At 64.1% G+C, this 24,461-nt stretch carries 30 protein-coding genes, 2 tRNA genes and 1 pseudogene; 15 read left to right on the top strand and 18 right to left on the bottom strand.

The features are described 5' to 3' along the window. The 4 genes from BM272_RS00160 to BM272_RS00145 all read left to right on the top strand — a co-directional run. Positions 1–386 (top strand): hypothetical protein (locus BM272_RS00160; RefSeq protein ID WP_205407711.1); only part of this gene is annotated, 386 nt, incomplete at its 5' end. Between the two features lie 128 nt (positions 387–514). Beyond that, the gene (locus tag BM272_RS00155) at positions 515–793 is read left to right on the top strand and encodes an HU family DNA-binding protein (RefSeq protein ID WP_093426737.1); all 279 of its coding nucleotides are present in this window, start codon (positions 515–517) and stop codon (positions 791–793) included. Positions 794–860: 67 nt separating this feature from the next. Then, positions 861–1,919, top strand: a complete 1,059-nt coding sequence (locus BM272_RS00150; protein ID WP_093426736.1) for a hypothetical protein — start codon at positions 861–863, stop codon at positions 1,917–1,919. A gap of 18 nt (positions 1,920–1,937) precedes the next feature. Continuing rightward, complete coding sequence (locus BM272_RS00145; protein WP_093426735.1) at positions 1,938–2,216, top strand: hypothetical protein; 279 nt, start codon at positions 1,938–1,940, stop codon at positions 2,214–2,216. Here the strand turns inward: BM272_RS00145 and BM272_RS00140 are convergent. From BM272_RS00140 to BM272_RS00110, 7 genes are all read right to left on the bottom strand, one after another. Next, positions 2,213–5,284 (bottom strand): conjugal transfer protein TraG N-terminal domain-containing protein, encoded by a 3,072-nt coding sequence (locus BM272_RS00140; protein ID WP_093426734.1) that lies wholly within the window; start codon positions 5,282–5,284, stop codon positions 2,213–2,215. The two genes, BM272_RS00145 and BM272_RS00140, sit on opposite strands and share 4 nt — an antisense overlap. A 2-nt stretch (positions 5,285–5,286) precedes the next feature. After that, the gene (locus BM272_RS00135) at positions 5,287–6,708 is read right to left on the bottom strand and encodes a conjugal transfer protein TraH (protein ID WP_093426733.1); all 1,422 of its coding nucleotides are present in this window, start codon (positions 6,706–6,708) and stop codon (positions 5,287–5,289) included. Beyond that, on the bottom strand, positions 6,705–7,685 hold the full coding sequence (gene traF / locus BM272_RS00130) for a conjugal transfer protein TraF (RefSeq protein WP_093426732.1): 981 nt from the start codon (positions 7,683–7,685) through the stop codon (positions 6,705–6,707). Before traF ends, BM272_RS00135 begins: the two co-directional genes overlap by 4 nt. A 73-nt stretch (positions 7,686–7,758) precedes the next feature. Beyond that, entirely contained in the window at positions 7,759–8,364 is a 606-nt protein-coding gene (locus BM272_RS00125; RefSeq protein ID WP_093426731.1) for a hypothetical protein, read from the bottom strand. After that, entirely contained in the window at positions 8,361–8,693 is a 333-nt protein-coding gene (locus BM272_RS00120; protein WP_093426730.1) for a flagellar transcriptional regulator FlhD, read from the bottom strand. The genes BM272_RS00125 and BM272_RS00120 overlap by 4 nt, the downstream gene beginning before the upstream one ends. After that, on the bottom strand, positions 8,683–9,240 hold the full coding sequence (locus BM272_RS00115; RefSeq protein ID WP_093426729.1) for a lysozyme family protein: 558 nt from the start codon (positions 9,238–9,240) through the stop codon (positions 8,683–8,685). The genes BM272_RS00120 and BM272_RS00115 overlap by 11 nt, the downstream gene beginning before the upstream one ends. Positions 9,241–9,312: 72 nt before the next feature. Next, entirely contained in the window at positions 9,313–10,020 is a 708-nt protein-coding gene (locus BM272_RS00110; protein ID WP_093426728.1) for a helix-turn-helix domain-containing protein, read from the bottom strand. A gap of 185 nt (positions 10,021–10,205) precedes the next feature. Here BM272_RS00110 and BM272_RS00105 point away from each other — a divergent pair, with 185 nt between their 5' ends. The 7 genes and pseudogenes from BM272_RS00105 to BM272_RS00080 all read left to right on the top strand — a co-directional run bounded on the left by BM272_RS00105 (position 10,206) and on the right by BM272_RS00080 (position 13,769). Beyond that, positions 10,206–10,496, top strand: coding sequence for a helix-turn-helix domain-containing protein (locus BM272_RS00105; protein WP_093426727.1), 291 nt, complete (start codon positions 10,206–10,208; stop codon positions 10,494–10,496). Positions 10,497–10,504: 8 nt separating this feature from the next. Beyond that, positions 10,505–10,837 (top strand): hypothetical protein, encoded by a 333-nt coding sequence (locus tag BM272_RS00100; protein WP_093426726.1) that lies wholly within the window; start codon positions 10,505–10,507, stop codon positions 10,835–10,837. After that, complete coding sequence (locus tag BM272_RS13420; RefSeq protein ID WP_143613057.1) at positions 10,834–11,907, top strand: helix-turn-helix domain-containing protein; 1,074 nt, start codon at positions 10,834–10,836, stop codon at positions 11,905–11,907. Before BM272_RS00100 ends, BM272_RS13420 begins: the two co-directional genes overlap by 4 nt. A 2-nt stretch (positions 11,908–11,909) precedes the next feature. Then, the gene (locus BM272_RS00090; RefSeq protein ID WP_093426724.1) at positions 11,910–12,404 is read left to right on the top strand and encodes a FlhC family transcriptional regulator; all 495 of its coding nucleotides are present in this window, start codon (positions 11,910–11,912) and stop codon (positions 12,402–12,404) included. Between the two features lie 11 nt (positions 12,405–12,415). Beyond that, positions 12,416–12,619, top strand: coding sequence for a hypothetical protein (locus BM272_RS00085; RefSeq protein WP_093426723.1), 204 nt, complete (start codon positions 12,416–12,418; stop codon positions 12,617–12,619). After that, positions 12,609–12,716: pseudogene (locus BM272_RS14260) on the top strand (phage integrase Arm DNA-binding domain-containing protein); the annotation flags it as partial. The gene BM272_RS00085 and the pseudogene BM272_RS14260, both read left to right, overlap by 11 nt. 9 nt (positions 12,717–12,725) lie before the next feature. Continuing rightward, entirely contained in the window at positions 12,726–13,769 is a 1,044-nt protein-coding gene (locus BM272_RS00080; protein WP_240307958.1) for a tyrosine-type recombinase/integrase, read from the top strand. Positions 13,770–13,848: 79 nt separating this feature from the next. Here the strand turns inward: BM272_RS00080 and BM272_RS00075 are convergent. From BM272_RS00075 to BM272_RS00025, 11 genes are all read right to left on the bottom strand, one after another. Beyond that, positions 13,849–13,925, bottom strand: a tRNA-Pro gene (locus BM272_RS00075). A 48-nt stretch (positions 13,926–13,973) separates the two neighbouring features. Continuing rightward, a complete protein-coding gene (locus tag BM272_RS00070; RefSeq protein WP_093426721.1) occupies positions 13,974–14,330 on the bottom strand; it encodes a MerR family transcriptional regulator in 357 nt (118 codons plus the stop codon). After that, positions 14,311–14,610: an integration host factor subunit alpha gene (gene ihfA, locus BM272_RS00065; RefSeq protein ID WP_093426720.1), complete on the bottom strand. Its 300-nt coding sequence runs from the start codon at positions 14,608–14,610 to the stop codon at positions 14,311–14,313. The genes BM272_RS00070 and ihfA overlap by 20 nt, the downstream gene beginning before the upstream one ends. A 10-nt stretch (positions 14,611–14,620) precedes the next feature. After that, complete coding sequence (gene pheT, locus BM272_RS00060; protein ID WP_093426719.1) at positions 14,621–16,993, bottom strand: phenylalanine--tRNA ligase subunit beta; 2,373 nt, start codon at positions 16,991–16,993, stop codon at positions 14,621–14,623. Positions 16,994–17,014: 21 nt separating this feature from the next. Then, positions 17,015–18,049: a phenylalanine--tRNA ligase subunit alpha gene (pheS, locus tag BM272_RS00055; RefSeq protein ID WP_093426718.1), complete on the bottom strand. Its 1,035-nt coding sequence runs from the start codon at positions 18,047–18,049 to the stop codon at positions 17,015–17,017. A 90-nt stretch (positions 18,050–18,139) separates the two neighbouring features. Beyond that, complete coding sequence (gene rplT / locus BM272_RS00050; protein WP_093426717.1) at positions 18,140–18,499, bottom strand: 50S ribosomal protein L20; 360 nt, start codon at positions 18,497–18,499, stop codon at positions 18,140–18,142. Positions 18,500–18,514: 15 nt separating this feature from the next. After that, a complete protein-coding gene (gene rpmI / locus BM272_RS00045; protein WP_093426716.1) occupies positions 18,515–18,712 on the bottom strand; it encodes a 50S ribosomal protein L35 in 198 nt (65 codons plus the stop codon). Between the two features lie 111 nt (positions 18,713–18,823). Beyond that, positions 18,824–19,351, bottom strand: coding sequence for a translation initiation factor IF-3 (gene infC / locus BM272_RS00040; protein ID WP_205407739.1), 528 nt, complete (start codon positions 19,349–19,351; stop codon positions 18,824–18,826). A gap of 3 nt (positions 19,352–19,354) precedes the next feature. Beyond that, positions 19,355–21,280: a threonine--tRNA ligase gene (thrS, locus tag BM272_RS00035; protein WP_093426714.1), complete on the bottom strand. Its 1,926-nt coding sequence runs from the start codon at positions 21,278–21,280 to the stop codon at positions 19,355–19,357. Between the two features lie 119 nt (positions 21,281–21,399). Beyond that, positions 21,400–21,476, bottom strand: a tRNA-Val gene (locus tag BM272_RS00030). A gap of 235 nt (positions 21,477–21,711) precedes the next feature. Further along, positions 21,712–21,963 carry a helix-turn-helix domain-containing protein gene (locus BM272_RS00025; RefSeq protein WP_093426713.1) on the bottom strand — a complete coding sequence of 84 codons (252 nt, stop codon included), beginning with the start codon at positions 21,961–21,963 and terminating at the stop codon, positions 21,712–21,714. Positions 21,964–22,101: 138 nt separating this feature from the next. On the opposite strand from BM272_RS00025, the gene BM272_RS00020 reads away from it, so the two are divergent. The 4 genes from BM272_RS00020 to BM272_RS00005 all read left to right on the top strand — a co-directional run. Then, positions 22,102–22,347, top strand: coding sequence for a hypothetical protein (locus BM272_RS00020; RefSeq protein ID WP_093426712.1), 246 nt, complete (start codon positions 22,102–22,104; stop codon positions 22,345–22,347). Then, positions 22,340–23,575 (top strand): Arm DNA-binding domain-containing protein, encoded by a 1,236-nt coding sequence (locus tag BM272_RS00015; protein ID WP_093426711.1) that lies wholly within the window; start codon positions 22,340–22,342, stop codon positions 23,573–23,575. Before BM272_RS00020 ends, BM272_RS00015 begins: the two co-directional genes overlap by 8 nt. Next, the gene (locus tag BM272_RS00010) at positions 23,565–24,128 is read left to right on the top strand and encodes a hypothetical protein (RefSeq protein WP_093426710.1); all 564 of its coding nucleotides are present in this window, start codon (positions 23,565–23,567) and stop codon (positions 24,126–24,128) included. Before BM272_RS00015 ends, BM272_RS00010 begins: the two co-directional genes overlap by 11 nt. Positions 24,129–24,205: 77 nt before the next feature. Next, positions 24,206–24,461, top strand: a 256-nt coding sequence (locus BM272_RS00005) for a helix-turn-helix domain-containing protein (RefSeq protein ID WP_143613055.1), incomplete at its 3' end; no start/stop codon positions are given.

The following is a 24,461-nucleotide window of genomic DNA, read 5'->3' as shown; positions in this document are numbered from 1 at the left end:
AGCCGATGGAACAGCCGGCGGCGGAACGGATGGAACACCTCGCCGCACCGATGGAACAGCCGGCAACGGAACAGGTGGAACAGGCGTCGGATCACGGGGCGCGACCGGCCGTCGTCGGTTCAACAGCCGTCCAGGCCCAACCGGCCCCGACCCCGGCCAGGGGAAGTACGGACGAGATCCCGCTGGCCGCCATCCTTCGAGCCGTGGACAAGCTCCAGCGACACCTGGACCAGACCGACGACACCATCAGCCGGTTCGCCGACCGCAACAATATCCCTCGCCGGGATGTCTCCCTGTTCCTTCGCCACAAGGAGAACCTGGACGCCGGCAAGCGGTGCGCCTCGATGGCGAAGATCCGCACCATCATGGCAGCCATCCCCGACTAGCCCCTCCCTCCTCCCGGGGCCGGTGCCCGGCCGGCCCTCCCTTCTCCCGACTTGCCCCATCTCCGTTCTGCGGCATAGTGATGCCACGGCTTGGCCGTTAAATGTCCACAGCAACGTTGAGGTAACCCATGACCGAGAAGCTCAAAAAGGCCGATCTGATGGCCGCTGTCGCCGAGCGGGCCGGCGTGCCGAAGGCCCAGGCCGAGAAGGTGAGCGATGCCCTCCTTCAGGAGGTTGCCCAGGCGCTCCAGGACGACAAGAGCATCAACTTCCAGGGCTTCGGCACCTTCGAGGTGACCGAGCGGGCCGAGCGCCAGGGCCGCAACCCGCAGACCGGCGAGGCGGTCACCATCCCGGCGAAGCGGTCCGCCAAGTTCAAGCCATCCCAGGCCCTGAAGGATCTCTGAGCGAAGCGAGCAACACCGGCGCCCGACCGTTGCCAAGGGCGCCGGCCCAAGGATGGAGACGCGACCCATGCGTACCCTGCAACTACTCCTTGCCACCATCACCCTGCTCAATGCCGGCTGCGCCTCCCTGATCCCTGGCGGCGGTATCGAGGAGGGCAAGACCTTCAAGGCCACGGCCACCGCCACGTCGAAGCGTTCAGCAACGGAGAAAGCGTTGCGCCAGGGCGCCTTCAAGGCGGAGAAAATCGGGATCACCACCACGGTCCGCACCGGGAATGGGGAAGTGGAGGAATACGAGACCCGGACCGAGAGCCCGGTGTACCTCTACGACTACGAGGAGCTGAACTACTCCCGTCGGGGCTCGATGCACACGGTCACCGTGTCCGCGACCTACCTCCGGGGCGACCGGCGCCAGATCCGGGAGCTTCTGGCCGATGTCCAGAAGACCATGCGGGATGTGCGGCGAATCGAGCCGCTGGATCCCCGGAAGTACGCCTGGACCCATGAGGCCGACCATCTGCGCAGCGGGCACTTCCTGGCCCTGGTGCCGATGGAGCTGCGGATCTACCCCCGCCCGGAAGGTGTGGACCGCCCCTGGGATGTCGGCGTGTACATCGAGGCCGCCTACGACCATTCGCCACCTGGGGATGGGCCGAATGGAAAGGACCGGGAAGAGTGGGCTGTGGACACGACCTGGATGGGCTTCATCCCGTGGACCTACTCCCCCAGCGCGGGCCTCATCGTCTCTGCGGACGTAGGAATCGCGGACCGCGCCCTGGTGGGCCGCGAAGACTTCGATGACCCGGAGCCGGAAGAGATCGGGCTACCCGAGAGCGAAGGCTGGAGCCCGTCTGCTGGGGTCCGAATGGATGCCGTGCTACGAAGCGGTTGGGGGGTCCACTACTCCACTCGGCATATTGAATGGCAGGAAGGCCCCTCGGACCGCTGGCAGCGAGCCGAAATCTTCAAGGAGTGGTACAGGGAAGACCCGGGGCCCATTGCGAACCTACCCATCAATGGAGAACGGATCATGGGCTACCGCCTGAGCCTCGGCTACACGCGACTCGATGGCGGGGTGATGGACGACTACAGCTCCGCTACCCTGCAATTCGGCTTCATCTTCTAAGGGACAGGAGGACGGAACATGCTGAGCAAGCTACTTCGCACCCAGGTGCCTGAGACCTACAAGCGGGCCCACCCCACGCCAGCCGAGGAGCTGATGGCGCGTCTCAAGTCCCTTTTCACCAAGCGCGGCCTCAAGCAGGTTGCAGCCGACTACCGTTTGGGGTGTGAGGTGATTGCCGAAGAAAAGAGGGGCGGCCGGCCGCCCACGCTCTTTGAAGCTGGCCACCCACTAAACCGCGCAGGAGGGGCACATGGTCCGAAGTACCGGACCGTGATTAGCACCCTAGACGACGACTAATTCCGACCTGAATCACCCCCGCCCTGCTGCGGCTCACCGCCGCCAAACCAACCAGAGATTGTGCTTGTCGCCTCTGATGCTGCCTCTACCGCCTCACCATAGAGACCACCAGTGAGCGCATTCCCGGTCCCGGTAATGGCGTTGGCAGCGGTGTCAGAGGTGGTCTGAGGATTGTCTCCGATTCCCGGGGCTCCAGCGCCATAGTGGGGCTCCAGGACTCCCTCCACGGCGTTATCTACCACGTCGTACACCCCACCGGCCCCTTCCCGGGCCATCTCCGCCGCGTCGGCCGCCTGAGCGGTCTCGTTGTTGAGTTCCTGGCCCTTCTCGGCGCCTTGCTCCTGTGCGTTGAGTTCACCTCCCGGACCAAAAGCGGCGAACTCCATACCAAAGGTATTGGCCGCCGGCAGGAAGAGCTCCCGCTCCTCGCCTTCAGAGTGCCGTACATCCCGGTCGGCGGGCTCGGAGCCCACCTCGCGCTGCATACCCTGCTGCCCGGAACGGCCATCACCCTTATCCGCCTCGGGCCCATCAACCTTACCTTCAATGTCGGAAGCGGAAGTGCCGTCCCCGGTTGTCATACCGGGAGCATCCAGGGAGGGAGCCGTCGGGGCACCCTCGAAACCACCGTCCTCTTGGTAGGGGTTCCCGTAGGCTCCCTGCTGGTCGAGTGAATGCGCCAGCCCCTGGTAGAACTGGGTCGGGTTCTCTCCAGCCTCCGGCCCACCCAGGGCAGTCTGGGTGAAATGGTCGGCCAGCTCCGTCCCAGACATCTCCTGCACCGCCGCGGCCTCGTCTTCGCGTCCCAGGTTTTCCAGGCGCTCGGACTGCCAGTCCCGGTACTTCTCGGCAGAGCCGCTGTCGTTGGCAATCTGCGTCCTGGCCTCCGCCATCTGCATCTCGCGGTTCAGGCCGTAATTCTCACCCCATGTCTCAGCTTCTTCGGCTTGCTCCCTGTAGGACTCCGCCATACGTAGCTGCTCGGAATGCTCCTCCTTGGCGCTGTCCACCACGCTCGCGGTGCCACGGTCTTCCTGCGAGTCCACTTCCGACGCCGACTGGACATCGCTGTACTCACTCGACAGCGTACCGCTTTCGGTAGTGGTGTTTTTCAGCTCGGCCTGCACGCTGTCGCTAACCTTGAAGTTTTCGGAGGAGCTTGCTTCCAGCTTAGCCGCCATATCAACGGGAGAAACATTCGGCGTGGAGGCTCCACCGGATAGCGAGGCCGCAAACGCTCGCGTCTCCTCAGCCGACCAATCGTTCTTTTCCGCGAGAGCCTCGGCATGGCTCCACGCCTTCTGGTCCGCCACTCCGAGATTCGAGGACTCGACATCGCTGGCACTGCTGACGCTGCCCCACGACTGCTGGAAGGTCTGGTCCTCCGCCACCGAGCTGCTGACATTCTGGGCGTAAGCCTGCTCCCAACCGGCCGCCGCCGTCTCCATCTGCTGCGCCTGCTGCGCGGCAGAAGCGCCGAGGGTAAGGGAGCCAAGACGGCCATCGGCCGACTGGTCGTAAAACTCCGACCATCCGTGATCCCCCGCCTTGAGGCCGTTGCTCCCGTGGGCCACCTGCCCTGGACTGACATCGACGGGGGCACTGGTCTGGTCCTGCGCCACATTGCCGCTGGAGGTCTCGAACTGGCCCGTCAGGCGTGTGGCCGCCATGGTGGAGCCGGTGATCAGCATCAGCGTGATGACCGGCGTAGCCGCCCCCAGCATGCCGGCTACTCCTAGCCAGTGCTGCAGCTCCGACTCGATGATCCCGATACCGTTCAGGGAGACCGGCGACACATCCGGCCCCATGGCGTCGATGGTGTTGCTGATCGCCCGACTAGTCGCCCACTGCGCGAAGAAGTTGATGATGGCCAACACCGGGAGCCACAGCTGCGTCCAGCCGACGAACCCGAGGTACTTCACCAACATCTGGAAGCCCGAGCTCCCCAGAACGATCATCAGCGCCACGATGGGCGTGACCGCATACATCGCGGACTCCAGGAAGGTCATCAGGGGAACGACCACCTGCCGGAACATGCTGTCCTCCAGCGCCCAGGCCGTATCCCGCTGCGCCCGAGCCGTTTCCAGCATGCTCATCGCCGCCATGTCGCCGTTGGACGCAGCAGCCATCATCTCGCCTTCCTGGATGGCCCCCTTGAGCACGCGGTTCACGATGTACTGGTTGTGGTCCGCCGTGGACGACAGGAGAGCCTCGATTGCATTCTCCGCCCCCAGATTACCTGGATTCTGCCCACGACCGGCTACCGCACCACTGACGAGCGTATTGAGGTCCGAGGAGTTCTTGTAGGTTGCCGCGAAGTCCAGTAGTGCGTCATGGGCATCGGCGCAGCTGCAGTCGTAAGTCTTGTCGTCGATCTGCACACACCCCGACGGCATGCCGACGTGCTCGCCGATATAGGAGGTCGTCCAGTAGACATCGGAATCAAAACGCATCGCCGACAGCGGGTTCTCCGCGTTCAGGATCTCGGTCCGCTCAAGGGGGGCGTTCACGATATTCATGCCATGGGTAACGCACTCGGCTACATAGGTCTTAGCGGACTCCAGAAAGCCCGTGCTGTCCTGCTGGTACGCAAGACTCTCCAGCCCCCGGAGCCGCATCATGGTCTCCAGGGTACCCCCGAAGCCCTGATCACCCACGGTCATAAAGTCCGCCTGGCCGGGCATGGTGTAGACCTGTTCGAAGAGATCAGTGATCGTCTTCCCTATCGTCGAGATAATTCCTCCGGCCGCAGCCACCCCCAGGGGGACCTCCTCGATTGGGGTTCCGCCCTTCGCTAACGCGCCACTTTGGGTGTCCTCGATCAGTACGCTTGAGGTCGTGCCGAACAAGACGCTGAACAGCAGCCACGCGCTGACAATCGACTGCACCTCGATCTCTCGGGCTCCATCAATGAGCCCCTTAAGAATGACCCACAGGATCCCCAGAAAGAAACCCACCGCCACCATGGAGTCCCAGGACCCGTCGCCGGTAATCATGGCTACCCCACGGAGAACCCACCAGAGGAAATCCCCGTCGCCGGCCGCATAGATTGTCCATTCGGGACCCATAGCTACTGCGCCTGCTCGACTGCGGAGATGAGTTGTCTGCCGCGAGCGCCATGAGAGGCGATTCGCACTTCATTGAGGATCTCTATATCGTCCGCAGATTTCTTGATTTCCTCCTCAAGCATCGCCAGCTCATCCCGGATCTTCTCGAACCGCGGTGCATACTCATCCTGGAATATATCCGCAGCTCCCTTCTTATTTTGCAAAGCCTCTGAAACAATCCGCTCCAGTCGAGTTATTTCGTTGTACAGAGCGACGTAAGCAAGGCGCTTGGACCAGTAATCAATAGCGCCATCCAAGGGCGGATTGCCGTCACTCGACATCATCTTGACACTTTGCGCCATCTGGCCTCGGGACATCCGCATCACCGCTCTTTGCTTATCGCTTAGCTCCGGTGCATCAAAATCCCGGAAACGTTCATAAATTCCGCCATCATCACCTTCTTCGAAAATGGCCTCCCTGAAGACGCCGACCAGAGACTGCACTTCGTCTGAATACTCCTCAGCCTCTGGCTCCATGCAAGCATCATCATCGTCACACTTGATTAGCTGCGTTCCCGAGCCTTCCGGTATCCCGTTAAAAATCTCTTTTGGCCCAATGGTCGGCTGAAAGTTCGGGGCAGGGTTAATGGGCTCCCCCGAATCATCGTCGTATTTGAGGATTATTGTCCCCACCATGCTCTGGATGAGTTCCATGGATTCATCCGGGTCTAGGCCAGAGAAGACTGCAAACCCGTCGAGCCCTGCCTCCTTGAGAGCCTTCCAGGTGACGTTCATCTCAAGTTCAGCCTCTTCCTTCTCTTCCTCACTCAAATCCTTCCCAGTTATATCTTCCGTCGCGCCTTCCGCCCAATCGGCCGCTGCTCCAACATGGTTGCCGACCATTTTCCCTTTTTCTTCCAGCGTCTTTCCAAAACTGGAAGCCCTCATGCTTTCTTCACTTACCAGGCTTTCTGCGAGTGCACAGTCATCTTTAGCCCACTCGTTCCACTTATTGATTACGTTCTGGATACGCTTCATCTCCGCCGCAATGGTTGGGCTCATAATATCGAGCGCGACGCCAAGTGCATGCGTTACGATTTGGGGGCCAGCCATCGCTGACAGCTGTTCGCGCAACTCAGAGCCACTGATAATAGAAAAGGCGCCCGCATGGAAATCAACGCCATTACAGTCAGCCTGAAGAGAGGGGGGCTCGAAGTCGATGAGGTTGTGATTCGGGCCCTCCGGTGCACGCCAGCTGTAGTTCGGTCCGATGTATCCGGTGCGCGCCGAATTTGCCCACTTATGCCCCTCTTGGGCATATTCGATTCCATCTGACCAACGGTCTTCAATCTTGTCGGCCAAGTCTTCCAAGGCGCCACCGGCCAGGGCAGGCGCCGGCCCGATGAAGGCAAGTGAGCAGGCGATGGCGATCGTCCTTTTCTTCATTGCAGGCTCCCGGGGTAGTCCATTTGGTCTTCTCGCGCATTCAGGAGGGCTTCCACTGGGTCCTCACTGGACTCAGTAGCGCCAGGTGCAGCGCCTCGGTTGATTCGGTCAGCGTGCTTCAGAAGCGGATCAATGGGGTCGTTCATGCCCAAGGCGGCCCGCATCCGCTCGGGGTCCAGCCAACCATGGGCACTGGCTGAGTAAACGAAAGTCTTTTCCATCTGGCTCATGGCCTGGGGGCCCGCAGCGATTAGCTCCACAGCCTCGGTTGGCTTATGGACAGCCAGAATCCACGGCCCCTCCCCTTCCAAGGAAAAGGCGGCTTGAAAGTCGGCGCGCTTGAAGTCCAGGTGGCGGGAAATGGCCCCAGCCGTGGAAACCTCCAATACTTCCGTGCCGTACAGAGCTTTCATGCGTTCCATCGTCCGGGACTGAAGGCGCGCAAACGGCCCCTGCTCGTGGACGAAGAACAGCCCGATGTCCTTGCTCAGCTCTTTCAGTACCGCGGCACGCTGATCCTGTGCGTACTCCCGGCGGTCTTGGCGGGCCGCATTCGCTTCCACCATGTCGATCCCATCAAGAGTGGGGTCCTTGGCAGCGAACTCGCGCACCCGCTCCGCGAACCGGTTTCCTTTCGCTCGTGCCATGCGGTTGAGCAGTATGTACCGCTCTATGTTCTCGTCGGTGGGGTTGTCGATGGCCGCCCGGGTGGCCTTCTCGATCTCGGCCTTGATCCAGGCCGTGCCGAAAGGACGCTCGGCCATGGGGACTTCTTCGGGGTCAGAGGCCTCTGCCTTCGGCACCGGCGGTGGCTCCCGCCTGGGTTCTTCCTCGGGCGCTGCCTCTTCAGCCGGCGGATCCTCGTACCAAAACCACCCTTCGCTGTGACGCTCCAGGAACCCCTCGGCCACTGCTGCTGCAGGCAGACCTGCCGCGACGAAGAATATGGAGATCAGGGGGGTGAGTCGTGCGCGCATAGGTAGCCCGATGGCTGGACAACTACCATCACGCTACCTGAGAGGCCGGCGATTCTTTGTCAGCAATGGGGGGTCAAATGGGCCCTATTGCGTGCAGACGAGGGGAGTTTTCGGTAGAGGGTTGGGTCTTGTGAGGGGATGGTTTCTCTTCCAGCTCCCGGCAAAAGGGGCATCGCCCCTTAATCCAGTGGTTCCGATAGAACGGAGCACCGCAGATGTTGCACCACTCGTAGACCAGCTCCTCCGGATTGGTCATCTCACGGGCGATCACGTAGGCATAGTCGGCCGGCAAGGGCGTCCACCCCAACCGTTCGCACACCTGCTGACTGAGATCGAAGGCCGCACACCATGCCTCAACCTGGAAACTGCGCGCCGCTTGTTGCGCTCCAGCCGCATTCAGATAGGCCACCACGAACACCGATCCCGCGCGGTACGCCTGCTCAGATCGCATCGCCCGAGACTCGATGCCGCTGGGAATGGTCGAACGAATGACCGGTCCATTCGGGAGGAGCTCACGTCTCAGCTCCTGGCAGAGGGTGTACTGGATGCCGGTGATTTCGGCTACCACCTGGGGCCGCAGGCCACGGATGATCAGGTTCTGGGTTTGCCTTAGAGGCTCCCAGGTGCGGTAAGTCCAGCGAAGCCAGGCGCCAGCGCCCCGATCTTGCCTCCGACTCATCGCCGATCTCCCGTCGAACTCACCAGGACTGCCTGTGCTTGCCGAAGCGCCAATCGCCGCCCGTCCTGGAGATCCTGAATCGCCTTCTCCCAATACTTCGCCCCAAGGCGGTCCCGAATGGACACCACATCCGGGCTTGCCAGCAGATCGATCTGCTCGGTAGTCAGTCCCGCGATCTTCTCGCAAATGGCCTGCGGCAACCCGGTCCGCGCAGCGGCCTCCGCCGGCGAGACATCGTAGAGCGCGCGCACCAACAGGAGATACCGCCGGTTCAGCTCCTTGACCTCCGCCAGGGCGCGTTCACGAGGGAGATGCTCGTCATCCATCATCGAACAATTCTCCGGGAAGTCGGCGTTGGAGGGAGAGGACCTCGGCGCCGTAACGCCGTGACACCCACGGGTTCTGCCAGTGGTGATACCGCCCCAGTCCCAGCAGAACCTCGTCGGTGGAACGCAGCGCCTCCGAAAGAATGGCGGCTCCCACCCGCGCCGAAACCTCCGGGTCTAGAAGCTCCGCGGCGTTGTCCACTCGGTCGCTGTGCCAACGCCAGGAGATTTGGAGGAGCCCGATGTCTACGTTGGCTTCGGGATCTGCGGAGAGGAGTTCGCGAAGGGCCTGCTCGGCCTTTTGACGGGTGGGGAAGTACTGCGGACCGCGGGCGGGAGAGTTCAGTGTCCAGGGCCACGGAGCGGCCAGACCGCCATCAAGGGGGCGCCGCGATTCCTGCAGGGCCACGGCATAGAGCAATGCCGGGGAGACATTGTCATGGGCGGACGCGGCGCGGCTGAAGACATCGTCCTCGCCCGCCGCACAGGCGACAGGAAACGCCAGCGCGAGGACACCACTGTACGCAAATCTACGCCATTGCCCATCCATGGCAATGCAGTCTATTGGGGGAAAGCCCTTCGAGCGACACCTAATCGTGACATTCGAGAGTCACTTTTACGGTCAGATCGCCTCTTCCCGCCACACAGTCACAACTCGACCACACAGGCTACCGGCAGCGGTTTCGGCATCCTGAACGTCCAGCTCACCCAGTTTGTCCTGGCTGAACCGCGGACGCTCCTCGCCCGGGACCCATCGCAGCCGCAGAAGACAAGGATGGCCATCCGGGTCCAACGCACACCAGATCCCGGACCGCTGACTCTCGTCCGAGGTGTCCACCAGGACCAAATCACCGATTTCCAACGTCGGTTCCATTTCCTCGCCAGGAACGGCAAGCAACGCAACCGAGTGCGGATCCACCGAACGTTGCATGAGGCTCCAAGAAGACACCTCAGGCCAGTAGGGCAGTTCAGGCGCCTGAATCGTTGGCAATTGGCGCTCGGGCGGAAACACGACCTGGGAAAGCAGGGGCGGCCGGAACAGTGCCGTAGCTGCACGCGGATCATCCGGTAGTGCCCGCGGGTCGTAACGTTCGCCTTCACCGGTCACCAGCCACTCCAGCCTCACCCCAGCCAGGCGGGCGATCATGCGAAGGCGCTGGACATTGGGCGTCGCGATCTCGTTGGTCCAGTTCTGCACTGCCGACACCGAATAGCCCAACTCGCGCGCAAACGGCCGCACGCCACCGTAATCCCGGACGATCTGCTTCATCCGCTCAGCGAATCCCTTCTTTACAGTCGCGTCTTCAAGCTCCGGCCCGAAGTCCTCCATCTGCGCCTCCCGGTGCTGTTAATAGGTCCTGTAAACCGCCTCCAGTGTAACGGCTTGGTCGGCAATCTGAATGTATCTGGATGTAACTAACAGAAACCATAGTGAACTTTTTGAACGTTGCGGGAAAACCATTTTCTGGTACGTTTTCTGCGGCTCTCAAGGCACATTACAGACAGGGAGTAGCAATGGCCGACAACCTTCCGCATAAGGACATCCTGACCGATCCCCACCTCCGCCGAGCTTGGATCCGTCAGCAACTCGCCGACCAGGGCCTCACCCTGGCCGACGTGGCGTCGGAACTCGGAATCTCTCCGCAGGCGACCTATAAGGCCCTTCTCACGCCCTCTCGCCGAGTGGAGGTGGCCTTGGCCGGTCACCTTGGCATGCAGCCCCAGGAGCTGTTCCCCGAGCGGTATGACGAGTACGGGATCAACATCGCCTTCCGGTCCCCGCGGACCGACCTGGAAGAAGTGTAGGGGGCGATATGCGGGTTCTCACCGATACCGAATGGGAACGCCTGCGGCGGTGCAGCATGCTCGCCCAAACCCTGTACCTGTTCATCCTCTGGGAAGAGGCCTGCGCCACGGGCTCCGCGACCATTGAGACAGCGCAGGTCGATATGGGGTGGCAGCTGGAACGCCGGGGGGAATGGGCCAGTCGTCAGCGGATACGCCGCGCCCTGGATGAGCTGGAGCGACACGGCCTACTCGAAGTCGTGCGGCGCCGGCCGATGCCCGTCTATCGCTTACCGTGGATCTGGCCTTCCGATCTCCCCATCGGCGTCATTTCGTCTGAATCAGCCGAGGGTGCGGCATGAGGCAGTCGTCTCCGTCCATCAAGCTGAACAGCGCGGAGATGACCCGTATGCGTGCGCTGCCAGTACTGTGTCGCGCGCTGTACATCTTCTCGCTGCGGGCCCGGATGGACTATCGCAATGGGTACGTCGGCATCAAGTACCGGATCACCTATGACCGGATCCGCGACGACCTGGATGCCGCCCCTCTTCCAGGCGAGCAGTCGGAGCGTCCCAGCAAAGGCCAAGTGGCGCGTGCCCTTCAACGCCTGGAACGCGCCGGCCTCATCCAGCGGAAGCCTAAGGGTCGCCGGCTGATCGTTCACCTTCCGCATGCTGATTTCGATGAGAATCAGGACCTTGCCTCATTGTTAGCTAGCACTAACAAAGGGCGTGCCGAACGGCCCATAGGCCGATCCACAGGCCGATCCAGCAACCCTGTCAGGCCGATCCAGTCGGACGGGGAGAACAAATCCGAAAAACAAGGACATACGGGACGTAACCCTGCTGGGCCGATCCAAGGGGCGGCCCTAGGCCGATCCGTAGGCCGATCTCCTGATCCGGAAGATCCGGAATTAGATCCGGAACACACACACGCGCGCACGCGCACGCGCGATGGGAAAGGGGTGGCTTCGTTCGAGGCCGCAAAGGGTGTGTGTGTGCAGGGTGAAACGGAGGAAGAAGAAGCGATCATCCGAATCTGGGAGCACTGGAAGTCCGTGATGGACGCCCAGGATGCGGTCCTGGATCCCAAGCGGCGGTACTGCATCCAGCGCGCCCTCGGCTGGGGTTACACCCCAGCGCAGCTCTGCGAAGCCATCACCGGCTGCAGCCAGTCCCCGTTTCACATGGGAAACAGTAGCAAGGGCCAGGTCTTCAATGGGCTGTCCACCATCCTGCGTGACGCAGAGCAGATCGACCGAATGCGCAGCTCCATGACCTCGCCCGGCGCCAGCGGCGAACGGATCCGACACGGCTTTCCGGAATCCGTCCTGGAGGCCCATGCCCGTCCGGGCGAGGAGTACGAACACGTTGCCGCACGCCTGCGCGCTCAACGTGACAACGAAGTCCGCACCACCCAGGAGGGAAAGTAGCCATGGAGACCATCGAAGACGTGACCTTTGCGGTTGAGCTGATCCGTGCCGGCCTCCGGCCGGGGGTCATCGAGCTTCACACAGGGATCTCGGCCCGTCGGATCCGACGGTGGTGGCGTGAAGTCCACGGAACCAGCCCCACGCCGGGCCCGCTACCTACAGGCGGCTCGGTCCTCCGTTCCGCTGCCCGGCGCCGCGAGGCCACTGACTTCATTGCCCGCTATCGCACCAGGGGCGGCAACCTCCGGCTCGATGCCAGGCGGATCCTAGAGACCTACCGTGACCACCAGCAGACGTGGGAGGACCCCCAGCTGACGATCACGGAGACCTGGGCGCTGGTTCGAGATGCTGAGATCGGCGCGCTGATGGCCGTCGAGTGCCCCTACTGTGGCGGCACGCACTACCTTTCGATGACCCAGCGCGGACCCTCCCGGTGCCCCCTGTGTCGCCACCAGACCCAGGACACTGCCGAGACCATGGACGCTGCAGAAAGCTGAAGGAGACTCACATGGCCCTGATGAAGATTGCCGAATACCGCCGACGCTACTTCGCTGAAGGCTCTGTCCCGACACAGAACACGGTGAAGAACTGGATCCGCCGTGGGGACCTGTACGGCGAGCAGCTGGGTGGGCAGTGGTACGTGGACCCCGAACGCCAGGTCGTGAAGGCGAAGAACGATCTCGTCCTGAAGGTTATGAGCGATGGGGCGTAGGCGGTCCCGGCAGAACGCCCCCCTGCCTCCCAACCTCTACCCTACCAAGGCCGGAGGACGGACCTACTACCGCTACCGCCACCCGCAGACCGGAAAGTGGCATGGGATGGGAGGCGACCGTCAGCGAGCCGTAGAGGCCGCTCGACAGCTCAATGAGCTGCTGAGCCTCGGGAGTGACCTCGTCGCGAAGGTCCGCGGCGGCGGTCGAACCCTGGGCGACTACATCCGCTACTTCAAGGACGAGGTCCTGCCGGCCCGCCGCGTGAAAGGCGAGCCCTTGAGCCCGCACACGCTTCGCGACTACGGCTGGATCCTCGATGCCATCACCGAAGAGCTGGGGCACTTCCCAATCGAGAACGTGACCCAGAAGCAGCTGGCCGACTACCTCCAGAAGCGGCCCTCCCCGGAGGCCCACAACCGCCACCGGACCCTCCTGGTCATGGTCTATCGCCAGGCTGTTTCGGACGGCCTGGTCACCGAGAACCTGCCGGAACGGATCCTCAAGCGGGACCGCTCGAAGAAGGTACGCCAGCGACTCTCGATTGAGGAGTACCGCAAGATATTCAAGGCGGCCCGCCCCGCCATCCAGCACGCCATGGAGCTCTCCCTGAACGCGCTCCAGCGCCGGGCGGACATCCAGAAGTGGCGCTTCGATGATCAGCGAACGGACCCGGAGAGCGGCCAGGAGTACGCGCACATCATCCAGAGCAAGACTCGGAAGCACGGACCGACCGCGTATCTGCGGATCCCGTTGAACCTCCCGGTGGCCCACTCCGAGCTCGGCGCCCGGACCCTAGGGGAGATCATCTCGTCCTGTCGGGACGACATCGCATGCCCTTTCCTGGTCCACGAGCGCCCCCAGCGGATGGTGCGCTCCCAGGACAAGGAGCATCACTTCCAGCTCACCCCACGGGCCATCTCCGACGGATTCGCCGAAGCACGGGATGCCGCCGGCGTAGCCAGCCATCTACCGCGCGCCGCGCGGCCGACATTCCATGAACTGCTGAGCTTGGGAGAGCATCTGCGGAAGGAGTCCGGCTGGACGACCCGCCAAATACAAACGCTCCGAGGACACACCTCGGAGCGCATGACGGAAGCCTACTTGGAAGGCCATACCTGGACCACCGTGGAGGTGCCGCATGGCGGCTGATGGCGCCCAGGTTTTTTGCAAAAATTTTGACAATTTTTTGCAACGGCTTTTTAGGGACAGCCGTAAGTCCTTGATTATTTGGTCGGGACGGCAGGATTTGAACCTACGACCCCCACACCCCCAGTGTGGTGCGCTACCAGACTGCGCCACGCCCCGAATCAGCTACGCATGATAGCGCGAATCGCCGGCGTTCGCCAAGCCCCGTCAGCGACGGAGGATGGTCAGGACATCCTCGAGTTCGGTGCGGAACTGGCGCGCCATCTGGCGGCTGTGGTTGATGTCCTCGCGGGCGTGCTCGCTCTCCATGCGCTGGCGGGCGCCACCGATGGTGAAGCCCTCCTCGTAGAGGAGGCTGCGGATCTGGCGGATGAGGACGACATCCTCGCGCTGGTAGTAGCGGCGATTACCGCGGCGCTTGACCGGGTTGAGCTGGGGGAACTCCTGCTCCCAGTAGCGCAGTACGTGGGGCTTGACGTGACAGAGCTCGCCGACCTCACCGATGGTGAAGTAGCGCTTGGCCGGGATGTCCGGCAGCTCGTCGTTATTCGTCGGTTCCAGCATAGGCCTCGACTCGCGCCTTGAGCTTCTGGCCCGGACGGAAGGTCACCACCCGCCGCGCGGAGATCGGGATCTCCTCGCCGGTCTTGGGATTGCGGCCCGGACGCTGCTTCTTGTCGCGGAGATCGAAGTTCCCGAACCCGGAGAGCTTCACCTGCTCGCCGCTCTCCAGCGCCTCGCGGATCTCCTCGAAGAAGGCCTCCACGACCTCCTTGGCCTCGCGCTTGTTCAGGCCCAGTTCTTCGAACAGCTTCTCCGCCAGTGCGGCCTTGGTCAGTGCCATCGGTTTCGCCTTAATCTCTCAGGGTCGCGCCGAGGCGCTGACTCAGCGCCTGGACCACATTCTCGGTGACCGCCTCGACGTCACTGTCGGTAAGCGTGCGCGAATCGTCCTGCAGGGTCAAGCCCAGCCCCAGACTTTTTCGGCCGGAATCAATACCTTTCCCGCGATAGACATCAAACAGGCGCGAATCCCGGAGCCAGTCGCCAGCGGCCTCCCGGGCCACCGCCAGGACGTCGGCAGCGGCCACCGCCTCGTCCACGACCACCGCAAGGTCCCGGCGGATCGCAGGGTAGCGCGACGGGGTGCGATAGGTCGGCAGCGGCACCGCGGTGAGCGCCTCGGCGGCGATCTCGAACAGGTAGACCGGCTCGGCCAGGTCCAGCTCCTCGGCAATGACCGGATGCAGGGCGCCGAGCCAGCCCACCGGCTCGCCTTCGCGGTAGATGCGAGCGCTCTGCCCCGGGTGCAGCGCCGGGTGGCTGTCCGCCTCGAAGGTGAAGGCATCCGCGGCCCCGGTGGCCCCGATGATCGCCTCCAGGTCGCCCTTGAGGTCAAAGAGATCCACCGACTCGCCGCCGGCACCCCACTGCTCGGGCCAGCGCGGACCGATGGCGGCGGCGGCCAGGGCATTCTCCTGCTGGAGACCGTCCGCCTCGGGGCGGAAGCGCTGGCCCAGTTCGAAGAGGCGGACCCGGCTGCGCTGGCGGTGCCGGTTGTGCTGGACCGCGGTAAGCAGGCCGGGCCAGAGGCTGGTGCGCATGACGTCCATCTCCGCCGAGAGCGGATTGGCCAGGGCCAGCGGCTCCAGACCGGGCTCCAGGCGGCGCTGCAGGCGGGCATCGACGAAGCTGTAGGTGATCGCCTCCAGGTAGTCCCGGTGCGCCATGAGTCGACGCAACCGGGAGGCCGGCAGCCGCCCCTCGGGCTGGCGCGGGGCGGCCACCTCCATGGCTGGGAGGGCGGCGGGGAGCTGGTCGTAGCCCACTACCCGGGCGACCTCCTCCACCAGATCCTCCTCCACGCTGATGTCGAAGCGGTGGCTCGGCGGCACCACGCGCCAGCCGTCCAGGTGCTCGCTCTCCTGCATGCCCAGGCGGCGCAGGGCGTTGAGGACCGTGTCGGCATCGATGTCCGTCCCCAGCAGGGCATTGAGGCGTTCGTGCCGCAGGGGGACGTTCTCCCACCTGGGCAGCGCCTCGGTATCGGTGACCTCGGTGATGGGGCCGGGCTCGCCACCGGCCAGCTGCGTCAGCAGGGCCGTTGCCCGCTCCAGCGCCAGCCGGGGAAGCGCCGGGTCCACGCCGCGCTCGAAGCGGTGGGAGGCATCGGTATGCAGCCCCAGGCGGCGGGCACGACCGAGGATCGCCTCCGGGGTGAAGAAGGCGGCCTCCAGCACGATGTTCCGGGTGGACTCGTCCACGGCGGAGCCCGCCCCGCCCATGATCCCGGCCAGGGCCGTGGGGCCGGCCTCGTCGGCGATGACCAGCATGTCCGCCGCCAGCGACGTCTCGGCCCCGTCCAGCAGGGTCAGCGATTCCCCCTCCTCCGCGAAGCGAACCTGGAGGCCGCCATTGAGGCGGTCGGCATCGAAGGCGTGGAGGGGCTGGCCCAGCTCCAGGAGGACGTAGTTGGTGATATCCACCACCAGCCCCAGGCTGCGCAGGCCGCTGCGCCGCAGCCGTTCCTTCAGCCAGGTGGGCGTGGGGGTGGCGGGGTCGATACCGCGCACCGGCCGGACCAGGTAGCGCGGGCAGGCGGCGGGCTCGAGCACACGGACCCCGGCCGCCTCCCCGGTCACCAGATTGTCCGGAACCGCCGGCTCGGCGACGTCGCAATCGAAGAGCGCGCCCACCTCGCGGGCCAGGCCGCGCACCGAGAGGCAGTCGCCACGGTTGGGCGTCAGGTCGATCTCGATGGCCGTGTCATCCAGGCCGAGCCATTCCCGCAGGTCGGCGCCCACTTCGGCCCCGTCGCCCAGCTCCAGTAGCCCCTCGCTCCCCTCGCCCAGCCCCAGCTCGGTGGCGGAGCAGAGCATGCCGCGGGATTCCACGCCGCGCAGCCTGGTGGCCCGGATGGTGGTGCCATCGGGCAGTACCGCGCCCTCCCGGGCGAAGGGGGCGACCAGGCCGGCGCGGGCATTGGCCGCACCGCAGACCACCTGAAAGGTCGCCGCACCGTCGGAGACGGTACAGACCTGGAGCTTGTCCGCCTCCGGATGGGCCTCGCAGCCCTCGATCCGGCCGACCACGACGCCGCTGAAGGCGCCGGCCACCGGCTCCACGGCGTCCACCTCCAGGCCGGCCATGGTGAGCCGGTGGGTCAGCCCGTCGGTATCCACCGCCGGGTCCGCCCACTCCCGCAACCAGTGTTCGCTGACTCGCATGGTGGTTCTCGTCCCCCGGCGCTAGGCGCCGCCCCGTTCCCGGGCGAACTGCTCCAGCACGCCCAGGTCGTTTTCAAAGAAGACCCGCAGGTCGTCCACGCCGTAGCGCAGCATGGCCAGCCGCTCCACGCCCATGCCGAAGGCGAAGCCGGTCCAGCGCTCGGCATCCACGCCCACCTGCCCCAGCACGTTGGGGTGGACCATGCCGCAGCCCAGCACCTCCAGCCAGCCGGTGTGGCTGCAGACGCGGCAGCCAGCGCCGTCGCAGTGGACACACTCGATATCCACCTCCGCCGAGGGTTCGGTAAAGGGGAAATAGGAGGGCCGGAAGCGGGTGGCCAGGTCGCGCTCGAAGAAGGCACGCAGGAAGGCATCCAGCACCCCCTTCAAATCGGCGAAGCTCACGCCCTCGTCCACGTAGAGCCCTTCCACCTGGTGGAACATGGGGGTGTGGGTGAGATCGGAGTCGCAGCGATAGACCCGACCGGGGGCGATGACCCGAACCGGGGGCTCCTGCCCCTCCATGACGCGAATCTGCACCGGGGAGGTGTGGGTGCGCAGCACCGTGTGGGCGTCGAAGTAGAAGGTATCGTGCATCGCCCGCGCCGGGTGGGAGGGCGGGATGTTGAGGGCCTCGAAGTTGTGGTGGTCATCCTCGACCTCCGGCCCCTCGGCCGCCTCGAAGCCCATACCGGCGAAGATCCCCTCGATGCGCTCCAGGGTCCGGGTCACCGGATGGATGCCTCCCGCCCCGGCCCCTCGGCCGGGCTGGGTAACGTCCACCGCCTCGGCGGCCAGGCGCTCCTCCAGGGCGGCGTTCTCCAGCGTCGCGCGGCGGCTCTCCACCTCGCCCTGGACCCGCTCCTTGGCGGCATTGATGGTCTGACCGGCGGCGCGGCGCTCCTCCGGGGCGAGGTCGCCCAGCGTCTTCATGCGCTGGGTAATGACCCCCTTCTTGCCCAGGTAGTGCACCCGCAGCTCGTCCAGACGCCCCAGCTCCGTCGCGGCCCGGATGGCCGCTTCGGCCTCGGCGACGAGGCGGTCGATCTCCTCCACTGCGCGCTCCTTGAGAAGGTCCCAACGACAAAGGGGAAGGCCGCAACCTTCCCCTTCGACAATAACGGCGCGGGGCCCGGCCCCGCCGTCTTACTGCGCCAGCCCGGCCTTCGCCTGCTCGGCGATGGCGGCGAAGGCGTTGCGGTCGTGGACCGCGAGGTCGGCGAGGACCTTGCGGTCCATATCGACACCCGCCTTCTTCAGGCCGTTCATCAGCCGGCTGTAGGATAGGCCGCACTCCCGGGCCGCCGCGTTGATGCGGACGATCCAGAGGTTGCGGAACTGCCGCTTCTTCTGCCGACGGTCACGATAGGCGTACTGCGCCGCCTTGGTGACTGCCTGCTTGGCGTTGCGGTAATTATTCTTGCGCCGGCCGTAATAGCCCTTCGCCTCGGAGAGGACCTTCTTGTGCCGCGCCCGTGCGTTCACTCCGCGCTTGACTCGTGCCATTTCTCGGTCCCTCCCCTACTTGTACGGCAGCATGCGCTTGAGCAGCGGCTGATCGTTCTCGTGAACCATCGCCGGCTCGCGCAGGTGGCGCTTGCGCTTGGTATCCTTCTTGGTAAGGATATGGCTGCGATGCGACTTGCGCCGCTTGAACTGCCCGGAACCGGTGCGGGTGAACCGCTTGCCGGCGCCGCTGTTCGTCTTCATCTTGGGCATGGTCGGATTGCTCCGCTCTCGTCGTTGCTCCAGTGCCCGGGGACTGCCGCTACGGGCAGGTTTCGGGACCCCGGGACACCCCCAGGGGGCGGCGAACCGCCCCCGGCCCCGCTACTGCTTCTTGCGGGGCGCGATAACCATGACCATCTGCCGACCTTCCATCTTCGGCATCTGCTCCACGGTACCGATCTCTTCCAGATCCCCGGCGACGCGCTCCAACAGCTGCTTGCCCAGGTCCTGGTGCGCCATCTCGCGACCGCGGAAACGCAGGGTCACCTTGGCCTTGTCGCCGTGCTCCAGGAAGCGGGTCAGGTTGCGCAACTTGACCTTGTAGTCGCCCTCGTCGGTGCCCGGGCGGAACTTCACTTCCTTGATCTGGGTCTGTTTCTGCTTCTTCTTCGCCGCCTGGCGCTTCTTGTTCTGGTCGAAGATGTACTTGCCGTAATCCATGATCCGGCAAACCGGCGGGTCGGCATCGGGGGCCACCTCCACCAGATCCATTCCGGCCTCTTCGGCCAGCGCTAGCGCTTCCCGCGTCTCTACGACGCCCTTCTGTTCACCCTCGGCATCCACCAGGCGGACCTGGGGGATGTTGATGCCTTCGTTCAGGCGGGGCTTCTTCTGCTTTTCGGCGGCGATACTTCAATCCTCCGGAAGGACGCGGTCACGGCGCAGGATTTCCCCGTTCAGGCGGTCGGCAAAGGCCGTTACCGGCATGCTGCCGAGATCCGTTCCCGAACGGGTCCGCACCGCGACCTCGTCGTTTTCGACCTCTCGGTCCCCGACCACCAGCAGGTAGGGGACCCGCAAGAGCGTGTGCTCGCGGATCTTATAGCCGATCTTCTCGTTCCTCAAGTCCGAGACCACACGCAGACCCTGATCGGTGAGACGCTTCTCCACCTCGCGGGCATGATCGTGGTGGCGATCGGTGATGGTCAGCACCGCCGCCTGGACCGGCGCCAGCCACGCCGGCAGGTGGCCGGCGTAGTGCTCGATGAGGATGCCGATGAAGCGCTCCACCGAGCCGAGGATGGCGCGGTGGATCATCACCGGCGTTGCGCGGTCGCTCTCCTCGGTGACGTATTCGGCCCCGAGGCGCTCCGGCATGTTGAAGTCCACCTGCACGGTGCCGCACTGCCAGACCCGGCCCAGGCAGTCGGTGAGGGAGAACTCGATCTTCGGCCCGTAGAAGGCGCCCTCGCCCGGCTGCAGCTCGTACTCCAGGCCGGCGCCGGTGAGGGCCCGGTCCAGGGCCTCCTCGGCCTTGTCCCAGGCGGCGTCTGAGCCCACCCGCTTCTCCGGGCGGGTGGAGAGTTTCACCTCCACCTCGTCGAAGCCGAAGTCGCGGTAGGTCTGGTAGAGCAGATCGATGAAGTCCCGCACCTCGCTCTGGATCTGGTCCTCGGTGCAGAAGATGTGGGCATCGTCCTGGGTGAAGCCGCGCACCCGCATGAGCCCGTGGAGCGTGCCCGAGGGCTCGTTGCGGTGGCAGGAGCCGAACTCCGCCAGCCGCAGCGGGAGATCCCGGTAGCTCTTCAGCCCCTGGTTGTAGACCTGGACGTGGGCCGGGCAGTTCATCGGCTTCACCGCATACTCGCGATGCTCCGAGTGGGTGGTGAACATGTCGTCACCGAACTTCTCCCAGTGACCCGACTTCTCCCACAGGGCCCGGTCGATGATGGTCGGGGTCTTGATCTCCTGGTAGCCGTGGCGGCGCAGCGTCGTGCGGATATACTCCTCCACCTGGCGGTAGAGGGTCCAGCCGTGATCGTGCCAGAAGACCATGCCCGGCGCCTCTTCCTGGGTATGGAAGAGCCCCTGCTCGCGGCCGATACGGCGGTGATCGCGCCGCTCCGCCTCCTCCAGCCGCTTGAGGTAGGCCTTGAGGTCCTTCTTGTTGCCCCAGGCGGTGCCGTAGACGCGCTGGAGCTGCTCGTTGGCCGGGTCGCCGCGCCAGTAGGCGCCAGCGAGGGTGGTGAGCTTGAAGGCGCCGAGCTTGCCAGTGGAGGGCACATGCGGGCCGCGGCAGAGGTCCAGGAAGTCGCCCTGGCGGTAGATACTGATGACCTCGTCCGCCGGCAGGTCCTCGATGATCTGCGCCTTGTACTCCTCGCCCTGGTCGCGGAAGAACTGTACTGCCTCGGCGCGATCCCACTCCTCGCGATGGACCGGGATGTCCTGCTCCGCCAGCTCCTTCATCCGCGCCTCGATCTTCTCGAGGTCCTCGGGGGTGAAGTGCTGGTCGAAGGCGAAGTCGTAGTAGAAGCCGTTGTCGATGACCGGGCCGATGGTCACCTGGGCGTCGGGATAGAGTTCCTTCACCGCATGGGCGAGCAGGTGCGCCGTGGAGTGGCGAATGAGCTCCAGCCCTTCCGGGTCGCGGTCGGTAATGATGGCGACCTCGGCGTCATGGTCGATGGTGAAGTCGGTATCCACCTCTTCGCCATCCACCTTGCCGGCGAGCGCCGCCTTGGCCAGACCGGCGCCGATATCCGCGGCCACCTCGCCTATCGTCACCGGGTGGTCGAAGGCGCGCTGGCTGCCGTCGGGGAGGGTAATCGTGGGCATGGCTTTCTTCCGTCTCCGCGGTGCGCGAAGGAGCCGCTGCCGGGCCGCGGAGGACCCGCAGGCCGCCGTCGCAAACAAATAACCCCGCCGGGGAGCGGGGCCAGTGCGCTGCAATAAACTGGTAGGCGCGATTGGATTCGAACCAACGACCCCCACCATGTCAAGGTGGTGCTCTAACCAACTGAGCTACGCGCCTGTCGTTGAGGTGTGCATTGTAGAGATTTGACCGGCAGAGTCAAACCCCCTCCGCAGGCGCCTGATATATAAGGTTTTTCGGAGCAACCCCGCGAATACCGTTCCGTCTGGATGCCCTTGCAGGCCCCCATCCAAAGGCGCCTCAGTCAGGAGCGCCGGGGACGTGTGCCCAAGCTGTGCCCACAGGGTGCCCGCCTGAGCCTGCCGACGGCGAAACCTGATTCTGGGGATGAGCACTACTCAATCTGGGCATCTTCCGTGTGCCCAGGTTCCGGGATGTGTTCGACCAAGTCCTCGATCCCGCACTGGAAGTAATTGCAGAGTCTGTCCAAGACGTCCGTAGTCGTGTTGTACCCACGCTGATTGCCGATCTTCGATAGCGTTGTTCGGTTTACCCCGGTCTCCTTAGCTATCTCGCTGACAGTGATGTGCCGACCTTCCCTGAACTCTCGGTCAGCGATGCGCTCCTTAAGGCGATAACGGATCATTGGCCTCTCCTCGTCCAAGCACACGACTATAAACCAAGACCCTCACGCATGCGATTAGCCTAACCACTGTTCTTGACAGGAACACCTCTTATGCTAACATGTGTGGCGTACGGTTAACGTGCGTTAGGAGGAAAAGTCATGAGCCAGTACACATACCTCTCGGCTGAACAACTCGCAGAACGGATCCCGTACTGCGCCCGCTACATCACCGAGGTCCTCAAGGACCGGGAGTTCATCGAAGGACTCCACTACCTGCGCCCCTTCGGCGGTCGGCGTGTCGTGTACCTATGGGAGCCTATCGAGGAGTTGATGCTCACGCCTTACGAGGTACAGCAGCAACAGGATGGGATCCCGATGGCGGCAGGAGGGTTCTGCCATGGGTAGCATCCGTGAAAGAAACGGCCTCCTCTTCTTTGACTTCCGCTACCAAGGCAAACGGTGCCGTGAGCGGACGACGCTCAAGGACACGCGAGCCAACCGCAAGCGGATGGAGAAGGTCCTGCACCAGATCGAGGCCGCCATTACGTTGGGAACCTTCGACTACGCGGCCTTCTTCCCCAACAGCCCTCGGGCTAAGGAGTTAGCTGTAGAAAGTCAGCAATCTGCGCCAGAGAATCGGGAACCCGGGCGGTTCGTCTCAAACTCTGGGATAGAGAGCCCGACCTTCGCGGAGTTTGCCGAGGAGTGGTTCGCGGAGAACGAGGTCATGTGGAAGCGTTCCTACCGCGCCAAACAGCGCGACATCCTGGACCGCTACCTCAAACCTTCATTCGGGGAAGAGGGGGTCAGCGACATCAAAAAGTCCCACGTCCTCAAGTACCGGGCCCAGCTCGCCAAAGTCGCGCCCGATACCGGAAAGGCTCCCTCGCCTTCGTGGGTCAACCAGGTTACGAATCTGCTTAAGCAGATCCTGGATGAAGCCGCTGACCGATTCGACTTTAACACGCCCTTCCGCGGCATCAAGCCGCTACGAGTGGGCCGGACCGAGGTCGATCCCTTCTCCCTGGAAGAGGTGGAGCGACTGCTCGAGGTCCTGCCCACGGAGTGGCGGCCCTACTTTATCGTCCGCTTCTTTACCGGCATGCGTACCAGCGAGATCGACGGCCTCAAGTGGCACAACGTCGACTTCCGACGCCGGGAGATCCAGATCCGGGAAACCCGGGTCGCCGGTGAGACCGAAGATCCCAAAACGGACGGCTCCAGCCGGAGCATCCAGATGTCGAGCATGGTCGAGAAGGCACTGTACGAGCAGTGGGCCGCGACAGGGACCCTAAGCAGCTACGTCTTCTGCACCAAGCACGGGTATCCCCTGCGCTACCGGAACGTGAACAACCGGGTCTGGTATCCGGCTTTGAAGCGAGCGGGCCTCCGGCGTCGGAATCCGTACCAGACCCGGCACACCGCGGCCACGCTCTGGCTGGCCGCCGGTGAGAACCCCGAGTGGATCGCTCGCCAGATGGGCCACTCCAACACCAAGATGCTCTTCACGGTCTACTCGCGCTACGTCCCGAACCTGACCCGGCAGGATGGATCGGCCATGGAGCGCATGCTCCGTGCCCAGCTCGAAAGCGCCCACCAGGACACCGAAGCGGAGGTGCGCCATGACGACTGACACCCTCTCCCCGAGCACCGGCCATCCATCCGCACTGCATGGGCGTGGGCCTTCGCAGATCGCGGCCGCCTCCGAGGCCGACCAGCTCGAGAGCCTGACCATCAGCGAGCTGAAGCTGATCCTCGAGACCCCCGAACTTGGCCCCGATGCTCCCTATGGGGGCGTTTATCGCCTGCACAGGGTCTCCAGTGGCCTGGCGCACTGCGGGGAGCGCTTCTATCGGCTCCGCCTCTCCGATGTGACCGGGACCGCGGAGCTCTACTCCCGTTGTGCGGACTGGCCGGTAACGCCGGAAAACGGCCAGCCCCAAACGATCGGGATCCGGTGGGTCCACGACCGTTACGACAACCTGGCTCCCCTGGTGATCCCGGCACCGAGCAGCGCCCCTCTGCCCCGCTCACCACTCGAGCTGCTACCGGCCGAGGAGATCCCCCAGCCGGAGAACCTCACCCGGCTCTTGGAGCTCGTCGAGAGCCTTTCGACACCGGGGTACAAGCAGCTCATCAGGGAGGTCTTCGCCGACCCGGACTTCGCGTACCTGTTCGTCACCTGAAGTGGACCCCGATTTTCGGACCAGGTGAGAAGTAAAGATTGGCAGGCTATCCTCGGCTCAAGCAGAGGAGCCTTCCCATGTCCCGAGGACGAGGCAAACGACTCAGTGCCGACCTCAAGGCCCGCGTGGCCCTGGAGGCCGCCAAGGGCCACAAGACGGCCAGCGAGATCGCCCAGGAGTACCAGGTTCACCCGACCCAGATCAGCCAGTGGAAGCGGCAGTTGCTCGACGGCCTGCCGGACCTGTTCGAGGCCGGGCAGAGCCGCAAGGAGCCGACCACCGAGGAGGTGACGGCACCGCTGTATGAGGAGATCGGCCGGCTCAAGATGGAGC

This window comes from Thiohalospira halophila DSM 15071 (assembly GCF_900112605.1).
Classification (GTDB): Bacteria; Pseudomonadota; Gammaproteobacteria; order Thiohalospirales; family Thiohalospiraceae; genus Thiohalospira; species Thiohalospira halophila.
The sequence above is the reverse complement of the archived record's forward strand: the minus strand, read 5'-3'. Positions and strand labels throughout refer to the sequence as shown.

What these genes read in the sequence shown, in the direction of transcription:
- BM272_RS00100 (WP_093426726.1), top strand. Translation starts at nt 10,505, where the DNA reads ATGCGGGTTCTCACCGATACCGAATGGGAACGCCTGCGGCGGTGCAGC.
- BM272_RS00120 (WP_093426730.1), bottom strand. Translation starts at nt 8,693, where the DNA reads ATGATGGATGACGAGCATCTCCCTCGTGAACGCGCCCTGGCGGAGGTC.
- pheT (WP_093426719.1), bottom strand. Translation starts at nt 16,993, where the DNA reads ATGCGAGTCAGCGAACACTGGTTGCGGGAGTGGGCGGACCCGGCGGTG.
- ihfA (WP_093426720.1), bottom strand. Translation starts at nt 14,610, where the DNA reads ATGGCACTGACCAAGGCCGCACTGGCGGAGAAGCTGTTCGAAGAACTG.
- BM272_RS13420 (WP_143613057.1), top strand. Translation starts at nt 10,834, where the DNA reads ATGAGGCAGTCGTCTCCGTCCATCAAGCTGAACAGCGCGGAGATGACC.
- BM272_RS00080 (WP_240307958.1), top strand. Translation starts at nt 12,726, where the DNA reads ATGGGAGGCGACCGTCAGCGAGCCGTAGAGGCCGCTCGACAGCTCAAT.
- BM272_RS00140 (WP_093426734.1), bottom strand. Translation starts at nt 5,284, where the DNA reads ATGGGTCCCGAATGGACAATCTATGCGGCCGGCGACGGGGATTTCCTC.
- BM272_RS00115 (WP_093426729.1), bottom strand. Translation starts at nt 9,240, where the DNA reads ATGGATGGGCAATGGCGTAGATTTGCGTACAGTGGTGTCCTCGCGCTG.
- BM272_RS00010 (WP_093426710.1), top strand. Translation starts at nt 23,565, where the DNA reads ATGACGACTGACACCCTCTCCCCGAGCACCGGCCATCCATCCGCACTG.
- BM272_RS00145 (WP_093426735.1), top strand. Translation starts at nt 1,938, where the DNA reads ATGCTGAGCAAGCTACTTCGCACCCAGGTGCCTGAGACCTACAAGCGG.
- BM272_RS00125 (WP_093426731.1), bottom strand. Translation starts at nt 8,364, where the DNA reads ATGAGTCGGAGGCAAGATCGGGGCGCTGGCGCCTGGCTTCGCTGGACT.
- BM272_RS00025 (WP_093426713.1), bottom strand. Translation starts at nt 21,963, where the DNA reads ATGATCCGTTATCGCCTTAAGGAGCGCATCGCTGACCGAGAGTTCAGG.
- BM272_RS00105 (WP_093426727.1), top strand. Translation starts at nt 10,206, where the DNA reads ATGGCCGACAACCTTCCGCATAAGGACATCCTGACCGATCCCCACCTC.
- BM272_RS00085 (WP_093426723.1), top strand. Translation starts at nt 12,416, where the DNA reads ATGGCCCTGATGAAGATTGCCGAATACCGCCGACGCTACTTCGCTGAA.
- BM272_RS00070 (WP_093426721.1), bottom strand. Translation starts at nt 14,330, where the DNA reads ATGCTGGAACCGACGAATAACGACGAGCTGCCGGACATCCCGGCCAAG.
- BM272_RS00020 (WP_093426712.1), top strand. Translation starts at nt 22,102, where the DNA reads ATGAGCCAGTACACATACCTCTCGGCTGAACAACTCGCAGAACGGATC.
- BM272_RS00135 (WP_093426733.1), bottom strand. Translation starts at nt 6,708, where the DNA reads ATGAAGAAAAGGACGATCGCCATCGCCTGCTCACTTGCCTTCATCGGG.
- rpmI (WP_093426716.1), bottom strand. Translation starts at nt 18,712, where the DNA reads ATGCCCAAGATGAAGACGAACAGCGGCGCCGGCAAGCGGTTCACCCGC.
- BM272_RS00015 (WP_093426711.1), top strand. Translation starts at nt 22,340, where the DNA reads ATGGGTAGCATCCGTGAAAGAAACGGCCTCCTCTTCTTTGACTTCCGC.
- rplT (WP_093426717.1), bottom strand. Translation starts at nt 18,499, where the DNA reads ATGGCACGAGTCAAGCGCGGAGTGAACGCACGGGCGCGGCACAAGAAG.
- thrS (WP_093426714.1), bottom strand. Translation starts at nt 21,280, where the DNA reads ATGCCCACGATTACCCTCCCCGACGGCAGCCAGCGCGCCTTCGACCAC.
- BM272_RS00155 (WP_093426737.1), top strand. Translation starts at nt 515, where the DNA reads ATGACCGAGAAGCTCAAAAAGGCCGATCTGATGGCCGCTGTCGCCGAG.
- BM272_RS00150 (WP_093426736.1), top strand. Translation starts at nt 861, where the DNA reads ATGCGTACCCTGCAACTACTCCTTGCCACCATCACCCTGCTCAATGCC.
- traF (WP_093426732.1), bottom strand. Translation starts at nt 7,685, where the DNA reads ATGCGCGCACGACTCACCCCCCTGATCTCCATATTCTTCGTCGCGGCA.
- BM272_RS00090 (WP_093426724.1), top strand. Translation starts at nt 11,910, where the DNA reads ATGGAGACCATCGAAGACGTGACCTTTGCGGTTGAGCTGATCCGTGCC.
- BM272_RS00110 (WP_093426728.1), bottom strand. Translation starts at nt 10,020, where the DNA reads ATGGAGGACTTCGGGCCGGAGCTTGAAGACGCGACTGTAAAGAAGGGA.